General features: G+C 55.7%; 12 protein-coding genes. 4 read left to right on the top strand and 8 right to left on the bottom strand.

What is annotated here, in order from left to right:
• The first annotated feature begins 8 nt into the window (after positions 1-8).
• The gene (locus tag U738_RS21385; RefSeq protein ID WP_035585251.1) at positions 9-1019 is read left to right on the top strand and encodes an AbrB family transcriptional regulator; all 1011 of its coding nucleotides are present in this window, start codon (positions 9-11) and stop codon (positions 1017-1019) included.
• Here the strand turns inward: U738_RS21385 and U738_RS21380 are convergent.
• From U738_RS21380 to U738_RS21355, 6 genes are all read right to left on the bottom strand, one after another.
• Positions 1012-2391, bottom strand: coding sequence for a sensor histidine kinase (locus U738_RS21380; RefSeq protein WP_035585249.1), 1380 nt, complete (start codon positions 2389-2391; stop codon positions 1012-1014). The genes U738_RS21385 and U738_RS21380 overlap by 8 nt on opposite strands.
• The gene (locus U738_RS21375) at positions 2384-3085 is read right to left on the bottom strand and encodes a response regulator transcription factor (RefSeq protein WP_035585247.1); all 702 of its coding nucleotides are present in this window, start codon (positions 3083-3085) and stop codon (positions 2384-2386) included. The genes U738_RS21380 and U738_RS21375 overlap by 8 nt, the downstream gene beginning before the upstream one ends.
• A gap of 14 nt (positions 3086-3099) precedes the next feature.
• Positions 3100-3795, bottom strand: coding sequence for a response regulator (locus U738_RS21370; protein WP_009287363.1), 696 nt, complete (start codon positions 3793-3795; stop codon positions 3100-3102).
• 87 nt (positions 3796-3882) lie between these two features.
• Positions 3883-5289: an ATP-binding protein gene (locus U738_RS21365; protein WP_035585245.1), complete on the bottom strand. Its 1407-nt coding sequence runs from the start codon at positions 5287-5289 to the stop codon at positions 3883-3885.
• Positions 5289-8414: an efflux RND transporter permease subunit gene (locus tag U738_RS21360; protein ID WP_035585242.1), complete on the bottom strand. Its 3126-nt coding sequence runs from the start codon at positions 8412-8414 to the stop codon at positions 5289-5291. The genes U738_RS21365 and U738_RS21360 overlap by 1 nt, the downstream gene beginning before the upstream one ends.
• Entirely contained in the window at positions 8411-9625 is a 1215-nt protein-coding gene (locus U738_RS21355; RefSeq protein ID WP_035585240.1) for an efflux RND transporter periplasmic adaptor subunit, read from the bottom strand. The genes U738_RS21360 and U738_RS21355 overlap by 4 nt, the downstream gene beginning before the upstream one ends.
• 216 nt (positions 9626-9841) lie before the next feature.
• On the opposite strand from U738_RS21355, the gene U738_RS21350 reads away from it, so the two are divergent.
• A complete protein-coding gene (locus U738_RS21350) occupies positions 9842-10432 on the top strand; it encodes a TetR/AcrR family transcriptional regulator (RefSeq protein ID WP_035585238.1) in 591 nt (196 codons plus the stop codon).
• A 26-nt stretch (positions 10433-10458) separates the two neighbouring features.
• Here the strand turns inward: U738_RS21350 and U738_RS21345 are convergent, their stop codons facing one another.
• Together U738_RS21345 and U738_RS21340 are read right to left on the bottom strand one after the other, a co-directional pair.
• A complete protein-coding gene (locus tag U738_RS21345) occupies positions 10459-11262 on the bottom strand; it encodes a helix-turn-helix domain-containing protein (RefSeq protein ID WP_035585236.1) in 804 nt (267 codons plus the stop codon).
• Between the two features lie 108 nt (positions 11263-11370).
• The gene (locus U738_RS21340) at positions 11371-12381 is read right to left on the bottom strand and encodes a zinc-binding alcohol dehydrogenase family protein (RefSeq protein WP_035585234.1); all 1011 of its coding nucleotides are present in this window, start codon (positions 12379-12381) and stop codon (positions 11371-11373) included.
• Between the two features lie 122 nt (positions 12382-12503).
• Between U738_RS21340 and U738_RS21335 the strand changes: the two genes are divergently transcribed.
• Together U738_RS21335 and U738_RS21330 are read left to right on the top strand one after the other, a co-directional pair.
• Complete coding sequence (locus U738_RS21335) at positions 12504-13388, top strand: LysR family transcriptional regulator (RefSeq protein WP_035585232.1); 885 nt, start codon at positions 12504-12506, stop codon at positions 13386-13388.
• A 117-nt stretch (positions 13389-13505) separates the two neighbouring features.
• The gene (locus U738_RS21330) at positions 13506-14390 is read left to right on the top strand and encodes an alpha/beta fold hydrolase (RefSeq protein WP_035585230.1); all 885 of its coding nucleotides are present in this window, start codon (positions 13506-13508) and stop codon (positions 14388-14390) included.
• Positions 14391-14411: the final 21 nt, after the last annotated feature.

Genomic DNA, 14411 nt, shown 5'->3' with positions numbered 1-14411 from the left:
AATTTGAAATGTTGAAAAGAACTGTCATTACCGTTGGCTTGGGTTTTATGGGTGGCTGGTTTGCCACCCTTTTTTCATTGCCCTTGGCTTGGATGCTTGGGTCTCTGTTTATGGTGATGGGCTTATCACTGATGGGGGTGAAAACAGGTGTCGATAAGCGTGTACACCGCACTGCCATAGCACTGCTAGGGCTATTTATAGGGAATCGAATCCAAGCAGATGAACTCGTAGGATTGGTTTTGTGGTACCCCAGTGTGCTGGCAATGCTGGTTTATATGGGACTAATGCTGATCGGCGGATTCTGGATTTTTAACCGAGCAAGTGTAGGACGCATGAATGCTATTTTTTGCTCGTACCCAGGGAGTATGAATTCAACGCTGGTGCTGGCTGAACGTGCAAATGGAGATTTACGCTGGATCGCCATCTCTCACTCGCTACGCTTAGTCACCGTGGTCTCGGGTGCGGCTTTCGTGGCGAGTTTTTTTGTTGATGATGTAGCGCTTGCCAGTTCGCCATCAGCGCTAGCCTTAGTCGATATCTTGCCTCTGTTATTGGCACCACTATGTTGGTGGTTAGCGCGCTTGTTAAGAATTCCCCTGCCTGAGTTTTTAGGGCCCATGGCCGCAGGGGCCATTATTGCTAACCTTGGATTTGATTACTCCCTGCCGACTGGGGTAGTGCTTGCAGCCTTTCTGGTGCTGGGGGCTTCTGTAGGCTCGCGTTTTTCAGGAACTCAGTGGTCGCAGGTAGTCAGCATGGGGCGCTATGGGATTACATTTGCCCTATTTGCGTTGGTGGTAGCGGCGCTAATGGCATGGTTGGTTTCAAGTTTTACTCAACTAGCCTTCGTTGCTGTCCTGCTTGCGTTAATTCCTGGTGGAGTAGGAGAAATGGCGGTGATCGCCATGGTGATGGGTATCGACCCAGTCTATGTTGTTTCTCACCACATACTGCGTCTACTGTTATTGATCTTTATGACCCCGCTAATGCTGCGAATAGTTAATCAGCCGCTTAAATAGCGGGGAAAGTCACCGTGACTTCAAAGCCGCCCTGGGGGCGATTTGTTAACGCCAGGCGGGCAGAGTGCGTCGTTGCAATTTGTTCTACAATGGCCAGCCCTAATCCGCTGCCAGGCGTATGTTTGTTGTGGCGGAAAAAGCGTTCCGTCAATTTGGAAAGCTGCGCTTCCTCCACGCCGGTACCCTCATCGCTAACCGTTAACGTTACTTGGCGCGTGTCAGCCGTTAGTGCAACGGTTATAACGCCTCTATAGGCCATGCTGCCACCCGCATGCACGCTGGCATTTTCGATTAAATTGGTTACTAACCAGCGCAGCATTATGGGGTCGCCTAAAATGTTAGGAATAGCTTTATGCTGATCAAAGGCGAGTTCTTGGTTCTGTTTATAAATATTAGGGGCAGTCTGGGCACAGGCGTCATGGCAAATGGCGATTAAATCGACACTTTCGAGATGAGACGTATCAACTAATTCACTGCGTGTTTTGGCGTATTTAAGCAGTTGCTTAACGGTGTGACTGGCATGTTCAGCGATGCGTTGAATCTCTCGCAGGCTAGTATGAGCGGGTGATTGCGAGGAGTCTTTAAGCGACATTTCCGTTAAAGCGCGAATCTCTGAGACAGGTGTTCTAAGCTGATGCGAGACATCAGCATTGAGCTGCTGAGTGCTTTCAATACTGCGCCGCATACGCTGCATTAAGTGATTAATACTCTGGATTAGCGGCAGGATCTCTTTTGGGGCTGCATCATCCAATGCATGCAAGTCATTCGGTGAACGTTGTCGCAAGGCTTGGCTAACCGCGTTAAGAGGTGCTAACCCAAGGTGAATGGCTAAAAGTGCAATTGAAATGGCTAGTAATCCTGTAACGACCATTAATCCTGTGAGCGTTATCATGAAGTCGTTGGTAAGGGTGTGGCGGGCTTCCTTTGATTCGGCGACGACGACTTCAATGTCTACCGGTTCGCCTCCTCTCCGGAACGGAAGGGTGAGCGCAACAGCTCTTAAAGCATTGCCCGCATAATCTACATCATAAAAAATGGGCTCTTGAGACGTTTGGGGTGGATCTGTCAAACCGCTAAAGCCTGCGATTATGTCTCCGTCATTTTCTTTAATGCGATAGAAAATTTTTCCTTCACCTCTGCTGCCAAGTGTACTGATGCTGAAATAGTGCATATTGATGCGTAGCTCACCATCCGCTGTGTAAATTCGACGCTCCAGTCTCTGAGCTGCATTAAGTAGCAGGTCATCAAAGGTGGCATTAATTTGGCGAGACAGCAGCAGGTGACTAGAGATCAATGCCAAGATCGCGAGGGCGGTGAAAGGCAGTCCAATCCATAAAAGCAGCCGACTGCGGATCGATTGGCGTTTATTCATAGCCAGGGGCTTTCACGTCTTTAGGTTCACAGTCTTTAGCTTCCAGGTAATAGCCCAGGCCGCGTACCGTTTTTAAGCCGAAATCGTAGCCAATTTTTTTACGAATCCGGGAGATGTAAGTCTCTACTGCGGCGTAGCTGACCGACTCATCGGAGGTAGATAGTCGGTCAATAATTTGATCCTTATTAACGAGGCGATTTTGGTTTATCAGCAGGTACTCCATGACTTCTAACTCGCGGCGATGCAACAGCAAGGGTTTGCCGTCAAGCCGAAGCTCCATGGCATCAGGTAAAAACTCTAAGCGCCCACACTGCAGCGTTTCTCCGCCAAAGTGCTTGGCACGCCGCACTAACGCCCGGGCACGTGCAGTAACTTCTTCCAACGAAAAAGGCTTGCATAGATAATCGTCTGCACCCACTTCAAGACCATGTATGCGCTGATCCAGGCTGTCGCGAGCCGAAATAATCAAGACAGGGATCGTATCCTGCTGATGGCGTAATCTGCGTAGTAGGGAGATGCCATCCAATTCAGGCAGGCCGAGATCCAGCACCAACAGATCGTATCCGCCCTGTTCAAGCATATGGAGTGCTTTTCTGCCATCGTCGGCGACATCAATGCTAAAGGCAGCCTCGCTAAGTGTGGCTGCAATAGAGTTGGCTAAATTAACGTTGTCTTCTACTACAAGCGCCTTCATAAGCAGTCCTGTTGTTATCCCTCCGGCTGGTACTTATACCCTACGCCATAGACAGAACGGATGATCTCCAGCTCCGGAAGCGCTTCGTGGATTTTCTTGCGCAGCTTTTTAATATGGCTGTCCACGGTGCGCTCTGAAACGATGCGGTTGTCGCGATACATATGATCCATTAACTGTTCACGGCTGAAAATTCGGCCTGGGGCCTGCATCATCACCCGCAATAGCTGGAACTCCACCGCCGTTAGGCCTAAATCCTGCCCGTGGGCGAGCGCTTGCCAGCCGTCTTCGTTTAATACCACAGGGGCGTTTTGCACCTTGGTTGGGGCATCGGCGACTGCTTGGCTGCGGCGCAGCACCGCCTTCACCCGGGCGACTACTTCCCGGGGGCTGAATGGCTTGCAGATGTAGTCATCGGCACCCAGCTCTAGCCCCAGCAAGCGATCCACCTCTTCTACCTTGGCGGTGACCATAATGATCGCAATGGTCGGCCACTTTTGACGAATTTCCCGGCTTAGGGTGAGGCCATCTTTGCCTGGTAGCATGATATCGAGCAGCACCAAAGCGGGGGAGTGTTGCTCCAGCCACGGCATTACCTCATCGCCATGGCCTAAGGTCGTCACCTCAAAACCATGAGTGGTTAAGTAGTCCGTCATTAGGCGGGCAATCTTCGGTTCATCCTCAACAATCAGTAAAGAGGCAGCATCAGACATAGCGGTAGACTCGCTTAACAGTGAACGTAAAAGCAGGGCGTAACGGTTCTTGTACTATCAGTTTTGGAGACATTAATCCCGGAAATATTAATCAGCAGCCAACAGCGGAAAACGTAGCGTCCAGCGTAGCCCACCTAGCGTTGAGCTAGAGGGCGTCAGCGTTGCGCCGTGGGCATTAACCAGGGCGCTGGCAATTGAGAGTCCTAAACCGCTGCCGCCACTGGCACGGCTGCGCGAGCCTTCAACGCGATAGAGCCGCTCGGTCAAACGGGCTAATTCACCTTCCGGCACGCCTGGCGTACTGTCTTCCCAGATGACTACGGCCATTCCCTGCTGAGCGGTAAGCGTGACGCGTAGCTCTCCCGGCGGCTGGGTATAGGCGCAGCTGTTGTCCAACAGGTTGTTCCAGAGCTGGCGCAGGCGCTGGGCATCGCCACGAATCATAATGCCAGGCTCGATCTGTTCGGTCAGCGTTAAACCGCTTTCGACTAACCAGCGGTCGGCGTCGGCGAGGCGGCTGGCGAGGCAGTCACTCAGGTCCATCGGCGCCAGTTGGATATCTAGAGCGCCCGCGTCGCTCTGCGACAGCAGGCGCAAATCCGCGACTAAGCGCTCTAGCTGCCCCACCTCTTGGGCGAGGGAGCTAAGGTTCTCCTGGTTCAGCGGGCGAATGCCATCCTGCATGGCTTCGATCTCGCCGCGCAGCACCGCCAGCGGCGTGCGCAGTTCGTGCGCTGTGTCAGACACCCAGCGTGCACGGGCATCGCGGCTGGCTTCCAGGGTTGCTGCCAATACGTTGAAGTCGCGTGCCAGGCGCGATAGCTCATCGCGACCGCGTTCAGGCAGCCGGGTGCGATAGTCGCCCTCGGTAAGCCGCAGCGTGGCGCCCGCCAGTGCTCGGGTGCGTCGCCCCAGCCACCAGGAGAGCCCGCCCGCCAGTAGCAGCGAGGCAACGCAGAGAGATACCACGATAAGCACGAGATTGCGTTGCTGGCGCTCCAGGAAGCGGCTCTCCATACGCTCCATCATTTCTCGGGGAGGCCGGAAACCCAGCGAGCCGATATGGGTATCACCGCTACGCAGGGTCAGCCAATGCCAACTGCCCGAGCCTTCCCGACCACTCCTGGGCGGCACCACAAAGCGGTCATCGGCGGCGCGCAGGGTGAAATCACGCGCCTCGCCGAGTGGCGAAGGGCGGTCACGGTTTTCTTGGCCTAGCTCAAAACGAACAATGAATGGCCAGCGCTCCGGTGACTGCTCCAGCCACTCCCAGCTCTGCTGGGTTTCCCAGCGAGTCACGAGGCCGTCAGCCAGCAGTGTGGCGCGGCGCTCCTGGGCTTGATTGAGGTAGTCGAGAAAGCCGCGGTCAATACTGTAGGAGACGGCCAGAAACATACTGGCTGAGATCGCTATATTGACGCTGAGAATAATCACAAACAGCTTGAGCCCCAACTGGGAGGGGCGCCATTGACGTATGGCGGTTAGCAAGGCCATCAGCGGGCTCCCTCTGTTTGACTAGGCTTGTTTGTAGTTGGATCAGGCTGGCGCGGCGCGCTGAGCCGTTCGCGAACATTCTCCATGCCCAGGTAGAGGCAGGGCACCAGGATCAGCAGTATCACGGTGGCGAACAGCATGCCAAAGCCCAGTGAAATTGCCATGGGAATCATAAAGCGCGCCTGCCGCGATGTTTCTAAGATCATCGGCGCCAGGCCTAGAAAGGTCGTCAGCGTGGTCATCATAATCGGCCGTAAGCGGCGGGTGGCGGCCGCCACAATGGCTTCCCTGGCGGCCATGCCTTCGCGGCGTTTGCGGTTGGCGTAGTCGATCAGCACCAGGGCGTCGTTAATCACCACGCCTGAAAGGGCGAGCATCCCCAACAGGCTGATAATCGAAAGCCCAAAGCCCATGATCATATGTCCAGCGACGGCGCCGACAATGCCAAAGGGGATCGCGGCCAGCACCAGCAGCGGCTGTAGGTAGCTTCTGAAGGGAATAGCGAGCAAGGCGTAGAGTGCAGCAATCATTAACCACATGGAGGTTTTTAGCGTGGCTAAGTTATCGGCGGTGTCCTGCTGACGACCGCCCATGCTGACTTCCAGCCCCGGCCAGGTCGCTTCCAAATTGGGGAACACTTCTTCCTGTAGTGTGGCAAGCACTTGGTTAATGGCCAGGTCGCTTTCGGAGTCGGCGGTGACGGTAATAATCCGCCGGCCGTTAATGCGTTCAAGGCTGCTAGAGGCTTGGCTGATGGTAATGTCGGCTACCCTGGAAAGCGGCACACTCAGCCCATCGGGGGTGCGCACCGGCATGCGGTAAAGCTCGTTCAAGCTGTCGCGGTTGTCATTGGGCAAACGCACCTCAACGCTGATTTCGCTGCGCCCTACGTACTGTTCAAGCGCCGTGGCGCCCTGGAGAGGGCCTCGCAGGGCTTGGGCCAGGTTATTACCCGTGAGCCCCAAGGCGCGGCCTTCGGCAGAAAGACGCATCTCTAACTGTGGCTTGCCGTCGCCCAGGCCGCTGTCGATATCCGTAAGGCCATAGCCACCTAGCGTTTCCGCTAGCCGTTCGGCGGCGGCTTCCAGTACCTGGGTATTCGGGTGGGAGAGTCGGAGGCTGAGCGCCGCGCCACTACCAGGCCCGCCGACGTCGGCTTCAAAACGCACCGACTGGGCGCCGAGCAAATCACCGGTAAGATCGCGCCACTCTCGGGCGATCCGTGAGGGTGGCCACGCTTCCAGGCTTTCGCTGGCAATATCTAACCGCACTTCCAGGCTTTCGCCGTCCAGGCGGCTGCGTGAACTGCTAAAACTGAGGGTCTCTTCGCGCTCGCTAAGGGCATCGGCGGCGTCGAGCAGCTGTTGGCTTAGCTCGCGGCTAACGCTGATATTGCTGCCAATGGGTAGGGTGACCGTGGCCTGCACCTGATCTGATTCGACCCGTGGCATTAGCGAGAAACCCAACCGCCCGCTCATCGCCCAGGAGAGCGCGATTAGCAGAATGGCGATGCCCAGCGAAATACTCAGCAGGCGTTGGTTCAGGGCGCGCTGCAAGAACGGCTCAAACTGGCGGTAGGTAAAGTGGTGTAAACCTCCCTGAAGCCGCTGGCGCAGCGCTTCCAGGGGGCGCTGCCACGTCGGGGTTTGGCGGGGTTTTCGGCTATGCGCGAGGTGAGCGGGCAGAATGACCAAGGCTTCCAGCCAAGAGATCAAGAATACCGTGACCACCACCACCGGCACGGTAGCAAAAATCAGCCCCAAAAAGCCGGGTAAAAAGAGTAGCGGCAGGAAGGCGACAATATTGGAAAGAATCGCGAAGGTCAGCGGAGTAGCAATTTCGCTGGCGCCTTTGACTGCCGCATCGCGCAGCGAATAGCCCTCTTCACGGTAGCTGTAGATATTCTCGCCGACGATAATGGCGTCATCGACGACGATGCCCAGGGCGATAATAAAGGCGAACATCGACATCATATTGAGCGAGACGCCGATCCAGGGCAGAAACAGCATCGCGCCGAGAAACGCTGTGGGGATGCCCAGGGTGACCCAGAATGCCAGCCGTGCTTCTAAAAACAGCGCCATAAGTACCAATACCAGCGCTAGTCCCATCCAGGCATTTTTTAACAGTAGGCTGAGGCGGTCTTCATAAACTTCTGAGCTATCGCGGGAAATATCCAGGCTGACGCCTTCCGGCATGCCTGCACGCAGGCGCTCAAGCTCACCGTTGACCGCTTCCGAAATACTGGTCGGGGTTTGGTCGCCAATCTGATAAACATCCACTGATAGGCCGGGCTGGCCGTTATAAAACTCCTCGCGGTCGGTTTCGGCGAAGCCATCGCTGACCTCGGCGATATCCCCAAGCGTGATGGGCATTCCTTGTGAGCTGGTCAGAATCGGCAGCTCGGCAAAGGCTTCGGCACTATTGCGGCGTCCTTGGTAGCGAATTAGCCATTCCCCTTCGGCCGTCGTTAGCTGGCCACTGGCAAGGTCTAGCGCCTCTTCGGCAATGCGGCTGGCCAGTTCCTGATGATCGAGGCCAAAGCGCTCAATGGCCTCATCATCGAGATGAACTTGAATCTCCCGCTCGCGGTTGCCGGAAAGCTCAGCGCGGGAAATGCCCGAGGTGGCTTGGAGTTCGCCGCGCACATCTTCGGCGGCGTCATGCAGCGCCTCTAAGCCGACCGGGCCGTAGACCTGCAAGCTCAACACGCTGCGGGAGCGCCCCGCCAGGGTAAAGCGCGGTGGGTCGGCAGCGCTGGGGAGCGTAGTGATGGCGTTCACCGCCTGCTGGATATCCTGGTAGGCGCGCATGACATCCACGCCGTCAATTAGTGTCGCGTTGACGCTGGCGCTGCCTTCGCTGGCCGTGGCGGTCAGCTCGTCGATGCCTTCTACATCAGCAATCGCGGCTTCCACCGGTAGCAGCAGGCTCTGTTCCACATCTTCCGGCGTGGCGCCGGGGTAGCTGATAGAGACTTGCACAACTTCGGTTTCGAACTCGGGGAAGACCTCTTTTTTAATCGCCAGCGAAGCCATGAGGCCGCCGACGATAAACAGCACCATCAGTAAGTTAGGCGCTACGCCGTGATCCACCATCCAAGCTAATGGGCCGCGTGGCACTTTCATGACTCATCTCCCGGTTCATCTTCCGCTTGAGCCGGGGTGTCTTTGGGGCGGCGGACGCGCACGAGCTGGCCTTCTCTGGGCTGGGCCAACCCAGCGGTGACGACCTGCTGGCCGGTTTCCAACCCGCTACGGATTAACGCATCATCTTCACCGCGATAAGCCAGCGTGACCGGTGTACGGCGTAGGCGGTTATCTTCATCTACCCGCCATGCTACGTCACCTGGACGAAGCGCCGCAGACGGCAGAGAAATGAGCTGCTCCTGAACAGCCGGTTGGAAAGAGGCGCGCAGCACATCACCCAGGCGCAGGGCAGGGCCGTCGGTCTCTAGGGCGAGCGGGTCGTTAACGGCGATCAACAGTTGAGCCTGCAGGCCATTCTCTTCAAGGCTAGGCAGCATCGAGACCAGTGTCCCTTGGCGTGTGGCGGCTTCGGGCCAGCCGCGGCTGGTTAAGGTGACTGTGGTGCCCGCTTCCAACCACTCAGTCCACTCACCAGGGAGCGAGGCGCGCACCCAAAATTGCTCCACGCCCACCAGATGCAGCACCTCGGTACCTTGGCTGAGCAAGCTGCCAGCACCGACCAAGCGTTCTTGCACCATAGCTCGCCAGGGCGCGATGAGGGTAGCGCGCTCCACATTGAGCGCCGCTTGATCGCGAGCCACCCGCGCTTGGGTGACCTGAGACTGGGCTTGGCGCAACTGCGGTTCGCGCAGTACCAGCGCCCGACGTTCGGCAGAGAGCTGGCGGCCAAAGGATTCGTACTCGCTGCGCGCCCGCTGCTGCTCTGCCTGCTCTAGCGATAGCTGGGCCTGGGCGTTGGCGAGCTGGGCCTCGGCATCTTCAAGGGCTAGCTGTAAGTCGGCTTGGTCAATATAGGCGACCGGCGCTTGCTGCTCGACTACCTGGCCGGGCACAACGCCGTCGGCAAAACGCTCCAACTGGCCCGCCACACGGCTGGCCAGCATTGTTTCCTGCTCCGCCTCAACGCGACCAAAAGCATACAGGTTCGGAGCCTGGGCACTAGCGCTCACCGTGACGACGTCTACCATACTAGGCAGAGGCTCCGGTGGTGGGGTACGCTCTATACGAGGTGGTTGGGTAATAATCCACCAAGCAAGCGCCAATGTGGCAACAAGAATCAATAATGCAACCACGGCACCTAAACGAATGCGGCCATGTTGATGCGTAGCGTAATAGCGAGAAAGAGTCATTACCGCGCGTCATCCATTAGGAGCGAAAATTCCAGAAAAATAAGCGTATGATGCTAGGGTCTCGCATTGTTAAGCAGCCATTAGTCAAACAATGTGCAAATAACATGCAACCGCTACTTCACTTGCATCCGCTGGTTTGGTTTTAGCTTAACTTGGCTTTTATTCACTTGGTTCTCTCACTTGAAAACAATAGACTGACTGGTCTACTTTAAGATTATGAAAAACAATGCAACCCGTGACAAACTCATCGATAGTGGCGCCCAGCTGATTAGTCAGCAAGGCTACAATGCGACGGGCATTAATGCCGTGTTAAAAACTTGCGGTGTACCGAAAGGCTCCTTTTATCACTATTTCTCCAGCAAAGAAGATTTCGGGCTGGCGGTGATCGAACGCTTTGCTACCCGCTATGATGAAACCCTGGTGGCGCTGCTGGAAGATAATGACACGCCGCCGCTCGAACGTCTAAGGCGTTACTTCGCGGCTGGCCGTGAGCATATGCACGAATGCAATCACGCCACAGGCTGTTTGATTGGTAACCTCGGCCAAGAGCTTTCGGGCCAGAGTGACACCTTCCGTGATGCGCTAAATCTGGTCTTTCAGCGCTGGGAGCAGCGCTTCGTGCAGTGCCTGAAAGACGCCCAGGCGCAAGGTGATATTGCCATCCGTACCACGCCAGAAGCGCTCGCCAGCTTTATCCTTACCGGTTGGGAGGGCGCTATTCTGCGCGCCAAAATGTTGAAGTCCGTCGAGCCCATGGTGCACTTTGAAACGATTTTGTTTCAGCAGGTGCTGGTGCCTTCACCTTAACGCCTGTTTCCCTGCTCGCTTGTGCTCTAGTGACGAGCACGGAAGTGATGCTCTTCAGTGGCCACATCGTTTCGGGTTGCGGCGATAAGGGCATCATCGAGCGAAGGGTCATCCATGGCTATTAAACCGCACTGTGCCAGCGCTTCGCGTAGGCTGACTTGCTCATCCAGGCGCTGATACACCACCCGCACACAGCAGGGCATGCGCTCGCTGTTATCCGCCACGCCCATTTTTAAGCCGGTCAAACGCGTCACTTGGCTCTGAAAGCTCGGAAACAGAATCGTCTGAGTGATTTCATGGCCGTTAAGGGTTTCGTGGTCGACCAAAAAGAGTCGATCCGCAAGCTTCACCGCGGTGCCCACATAGCGATTGTGACACGGTCGAGAGCCGGGCGTGGTCTGCATCCGCTCGGTGCGCTGATAGACTACGCCACCTTCCCGCGCTTCCAGGCACACCAAGGTTCGCATTAACAGCCCCGGTCGCGACATTGAGTGATAAAGCTCAAAGTAGCGGCCGATATAGCGCTCCATGCCTTCGCTGCCGCGCTGAACCAGTGCGTTCGGCCACGGCAATGCTGCTGGGGTTGCTTCTGACTTCAGTTGGCCGGTTTGCACCAGGGCACGAAAATCGTGGTGGGGAAGCGCGATATCCTCAGTGGTGACGCCAAAAAAGTGGCAAATGCGTTGCAGTGCCGCGTGGCTGGGACGGTAGCGCCCACTCAGGTAGCGGTTAAACTGAGCACGGTTGATCGCTAAACGCCGACAAACCTCAGCAATAGACGGGTAGTAGCTGCAGAGCAGGCGCAGGTTGGCCACAAAATCGTCATGCATTGGGTGACTCGATTCTCTAAGTGTCGTGGCTGCCTAATGTGATGGTTCACGCCTCAGAGTGCAACGGCCCCGTGACAGGGCCGTTGCGTCCATCGAGTTCGATCTTGTTTAAAAACCTTCCAAGACCAGTTTGCCAATTGTACTGTTGCTCTCAATAAGGGCGTGCGCGCGTTTTAGATTCTCAGCGTTAATGGGGCCTAACACCTCGCCTAAGGTGGTTGTTAGCCTTCCATCATCGACCATGGCCGCCACTTCTGTGAGCAGATCGTGCTGCTTGGCAAGATCTTCGGTGGTGAATAACGGGCGGGTAAACATCAGCTCCCAATGCAGCGAAAGGCTTTTCACTTTGAGCTTCCGCACATCGATCAGTTCCGGGTCATCAATCAGTGCCAATTTGCCTTGAGGCTTAAGGGCTTCAACAATGGCCTCAAAGTGGTGATCGGTTTGGTTAAGGCTGATCACCATATCCACCCCGTCAAAGCCTGCCACTTTAAGCGCCTGATCAAGTGGTTGGTGGTGGTCAATAACGGCGTCCGCGCCTAGCGACTTCACCCAGGATTGGCTTTCGGGCCGAGACGCCGTACCAATGACGGTAATATCGGTGAGCTGTTTGGCAAGTTGCACAAGGATTGAGCCCACGCCCCCCGCTGCGCCAATCACCAACAGGCTTTTGCCTTGGGTATCGCGCATGCCCAGCTCTAGCCGGTCAAACAGCAGTTCCCAAGCAGTAATGGCGGTTAATGGAAGCGCAGCAGCTTCAGTGTCAGAAAGGCTTTTTGGCGCTAGGCTGGCGATGCGCTCATCGACCAGTTGAAACTCGGCGTTAGAGCCTTGGCGCGCAATGTTACCCGCATACCACACCCGGTCACCTGGCTGAAAACGCGTAACGGCGCTGCCAACGGCATCCACAATGCCCACAGCATCGTACCCCAGCACTCGCGGCTCGCCGGTTTTCGGCAAGGCGCTGTTGCGCACTTTGGCATCAACGGGGTTTACGGAAATGGCGCTAACCGCAACACGAATATCGTGGGCTTCTGGGGTTGGGGTGGGTAATTCAATCTCTTGAAGCGCATCAGGATGATCAATAGGCAGGCTTTGGGTAAAGGCAATCGCTTTCATAATGGGTAGTCTCGTGAGTTTAGGTTGCGCCATCATGCCTGGATGTTGTTTTGCTAAAAAGAGGGGTAATCTTGCTAACAGTTTCTAATAAATTTTGAAAATAGTAGGCGCCAGAGGTTTTAATGCGTGTCGATGATCTAAAAGTGCTGATCTATGCTGCCGAGCACGGCAGCCTTTCTGCCGCTGCACGGGAGTTAGCGATTACTCCAGCGGTGGCCAGTGTGGCCATCAAACGTTTGGAAGATGCGCTAGGCACGCGGCTATTGGTGCGCTCTACCCGCAGTTTGCGGCTAACCACCGCGGGCGCACACTACCTTGTGCACGCTAAAGCGGCGCTCAATGCTCTCAACCAAGGCGAGAAAGAACTTCACCGCGAGCGCCAAGAGATCGCTGGAGAGCTCAGTCTTGCCATGCCTTCCGACCTGGGTCGCAATGTGCTGCTGGGCTGGTTGGACACCTTTATGGCCCAGCACCCGCAGTTGCATTTACGCCTGCGAGTAAGTGACCGCGTGAGTGATCTGTTCCGCCAACCCGTAGAAATCGCCCTGCGATACGGCGTTCCGGAAGACTCCAGCCTCGTCGCATTGCCGCTTAAAAGCGATAATTATCGCGTGGTATGTGCCTCTCCAGACTATATTACGCGTCATGGCAGTCCTGCTTACCCCGACGATTTACATCAGCACAACTGCCTATGTTTCGTGCTTGGCGAACGTGTTCATAACCAGTGGAAGTTCGGGAGTGACAACATCAACGTAAAAGGCAATCGGGTGAGCGACGATGCCGATTGTGTGCGGCGCTGGGCATTGGCTGGCGAGGGCATTGCTTACAAGTCACGGCTAGACGTTGAAGAAGATCTTCGCAATGGTCGCCTAGTGGCAATGCTGGAGGAGTTTCCCAGCGAGCCAACGCCGCTCTATCTTGTGTGCCCTCATCGCCTCTCACTAACGCCTGCCGTGGTAGCGTTAAAAGACTTTCTTATCCAGCAGTTAAAAGGTTACAGCCGCTAGCGGCTGAGGTCAGGGTTTAACATCAACTTGTATTGCGAATCACTGATATAGGCGTTTATAAAAGGGTTACGCGATTACGTTGTGTTAGTTACATTGCCAGCAGATCAGGAGAACACCATGTTTCATGGGTTTGAAAAACAAACGCGCCACGTTAACGGCGTCGAGATCGCTTTTCGAATGGGTGGCAGAGGCCCGGCACTGCTACTGCTTCATGGTCACCCTCAGACCCACGTGATTTGGCACAAAGTGGCAGAAGAACTTGCCCAACATTTCACCGTTATCGCCGCGGATCTGCGCGGCTACGGTGACAGCAGTAAACCCGACGATGATCCTGAGCATCTAAATTACTCCAAGCGCGCTATGGCTGCCGATATGGCAGAACTGATGAGCACGCTGGGCTTTGAGCATTTTAAAGTGCTAGCCCATGATCGCGGGGCGCGGGTTGCCCACCGTTTAGGGGTTGACCACGCTGAACGCGTAGAGCGCATGGTGCTATTGGATATCGCCCCGACGCTTGCCATGTATCGTGGCACTAATGAGGCCTTTGCGCGCAGCTACTGGCACTGGTTCTTCTTGATTCGTCCCCAGCCGCTGCCGGAAATGCTGATCCAGAGCGATCCCGCCCAATATCTGAAAAGCGTCATGGGTGCCCGCAGTGCCGGTATGGCGCCTTTCTCTCCGGAAGCACTGGCGGAGTACGGGCGCTGTCTCGCTCTACCCGGTACGGCTACCGGCATTTGCGGTGACTACCGCGCCAGCGCCACCATCGATTTGGAGCATGATCAGGCCGATATCGATGCGGGCGTAAAACTCACCTGCCCGTTAAAAGTGATGTGGGGCGCGGAAGGCGCCATTGAAGCCTGCTTTGATGCCCTAAGTGAATGGCAAAAAGTCGCCATTGATATAGAAGGCAAGGCGCTTCCTTGCGGCCACTACATCGCTGAGGAAGTTCCCGAAATGCTGCTTGAGGAAGCGCTATCGTTTCTATGCAAGAAAGGATGACAATATTGTTTGGATAAACCG

It is taken from the genome of Halomonas sp. TG39a, from assembly GCF_000744395.1.
Classification (GTDB): domain Bacteria; phylum Pseudomonadota; class Gammaproteobacteria; order Pseudomonadales; family Halomonadaceae; genus Vreelandella; species Vreelandella ventosae_B.
This window is presented reverse-complemented; position numbering and strand designations above follow the sequence as displayed.

Coding starts and splice junctions, on each gene's coding strand:
- U738_RS21385 (WP_035585251.1), top strand. CDS start 9: ATGTTGAAAAGAACTGTCATTACCGTTGGCTTGGGTTTTATGGGTGGC.
- U738_RS21380 (WP_035585249.1), bottom strand. CDS start 2,391: ATGAATAAACGCCAATCGATCCGCAGTCGGCTGCTTTTATGGATTGGA.
- U738_RS21375 (WP_035585247.1), bottom strand. CDS start 3,085: ATGAAGGCGCTTGTAGTAGAAGACAACGTTAATTTAGCCAACTCTATT.
- U738_RS21370 (WP_009287363.1), bottom strand. CDS start 3,795: ATGTCTGATGCTGCCTCTTTACTGATTGTTGAGGATGAACCGAAGATT.
- U738_RS21365 (WP_035585245.1), bottom strand. CDS start 5,289: ATGGCCTTGCTAACCGCCATACGTCAATGGCGCCCCTCCCAGTTGGGG.
- U738_RS21360 (WP_035585242.1), bottom strand. CDS start 8,414: ATGAAAGTGCCACGCGGCCCATTAGCTTGGATGGTGGATCACGGCGTA.
- U738_RS21355 (WP_035585240.1), bottom strand. CDS start 9,625: ATGACTCTTTCTCGCTATTACGCTACGCATCAACATGGCCGCATTCGT.
- U738_RS21350 (WP_035585238.1), top strand. CDS start 9,842: ATGAAAAACAATGCAACCCGTGACAAACTCATCGATAGTGGCGCCCAG.
- U738_RS21345 (WP_035585236.1), bottom strand. CDS start 11,262: ATGCATGACGATTTTGTGGCCAACCTGCGCCTGCTCTGCAGCTACTAC.
- U738_RS21340 (WP_035585234.1), bottom strand. CDS start 12,381: ATGAAAGCGATTGCCTTTACCCAAAGCCTGCCTATTGATCATCCTGAT.
- U738_RS21335 (WP_035585232.1), top strand. CDS start 12,504: ATGCGTGTCGATGATCTAAAAGTGCTGATCTATGCTGCCGAGCACGGC.
- U738_RS21330 (WP_035585230.1), top strand. CDS start 13,506: ATGTTTCATGGGTTTGAAAAACAAACGCGCCACGTTAACGGCGTCGAG.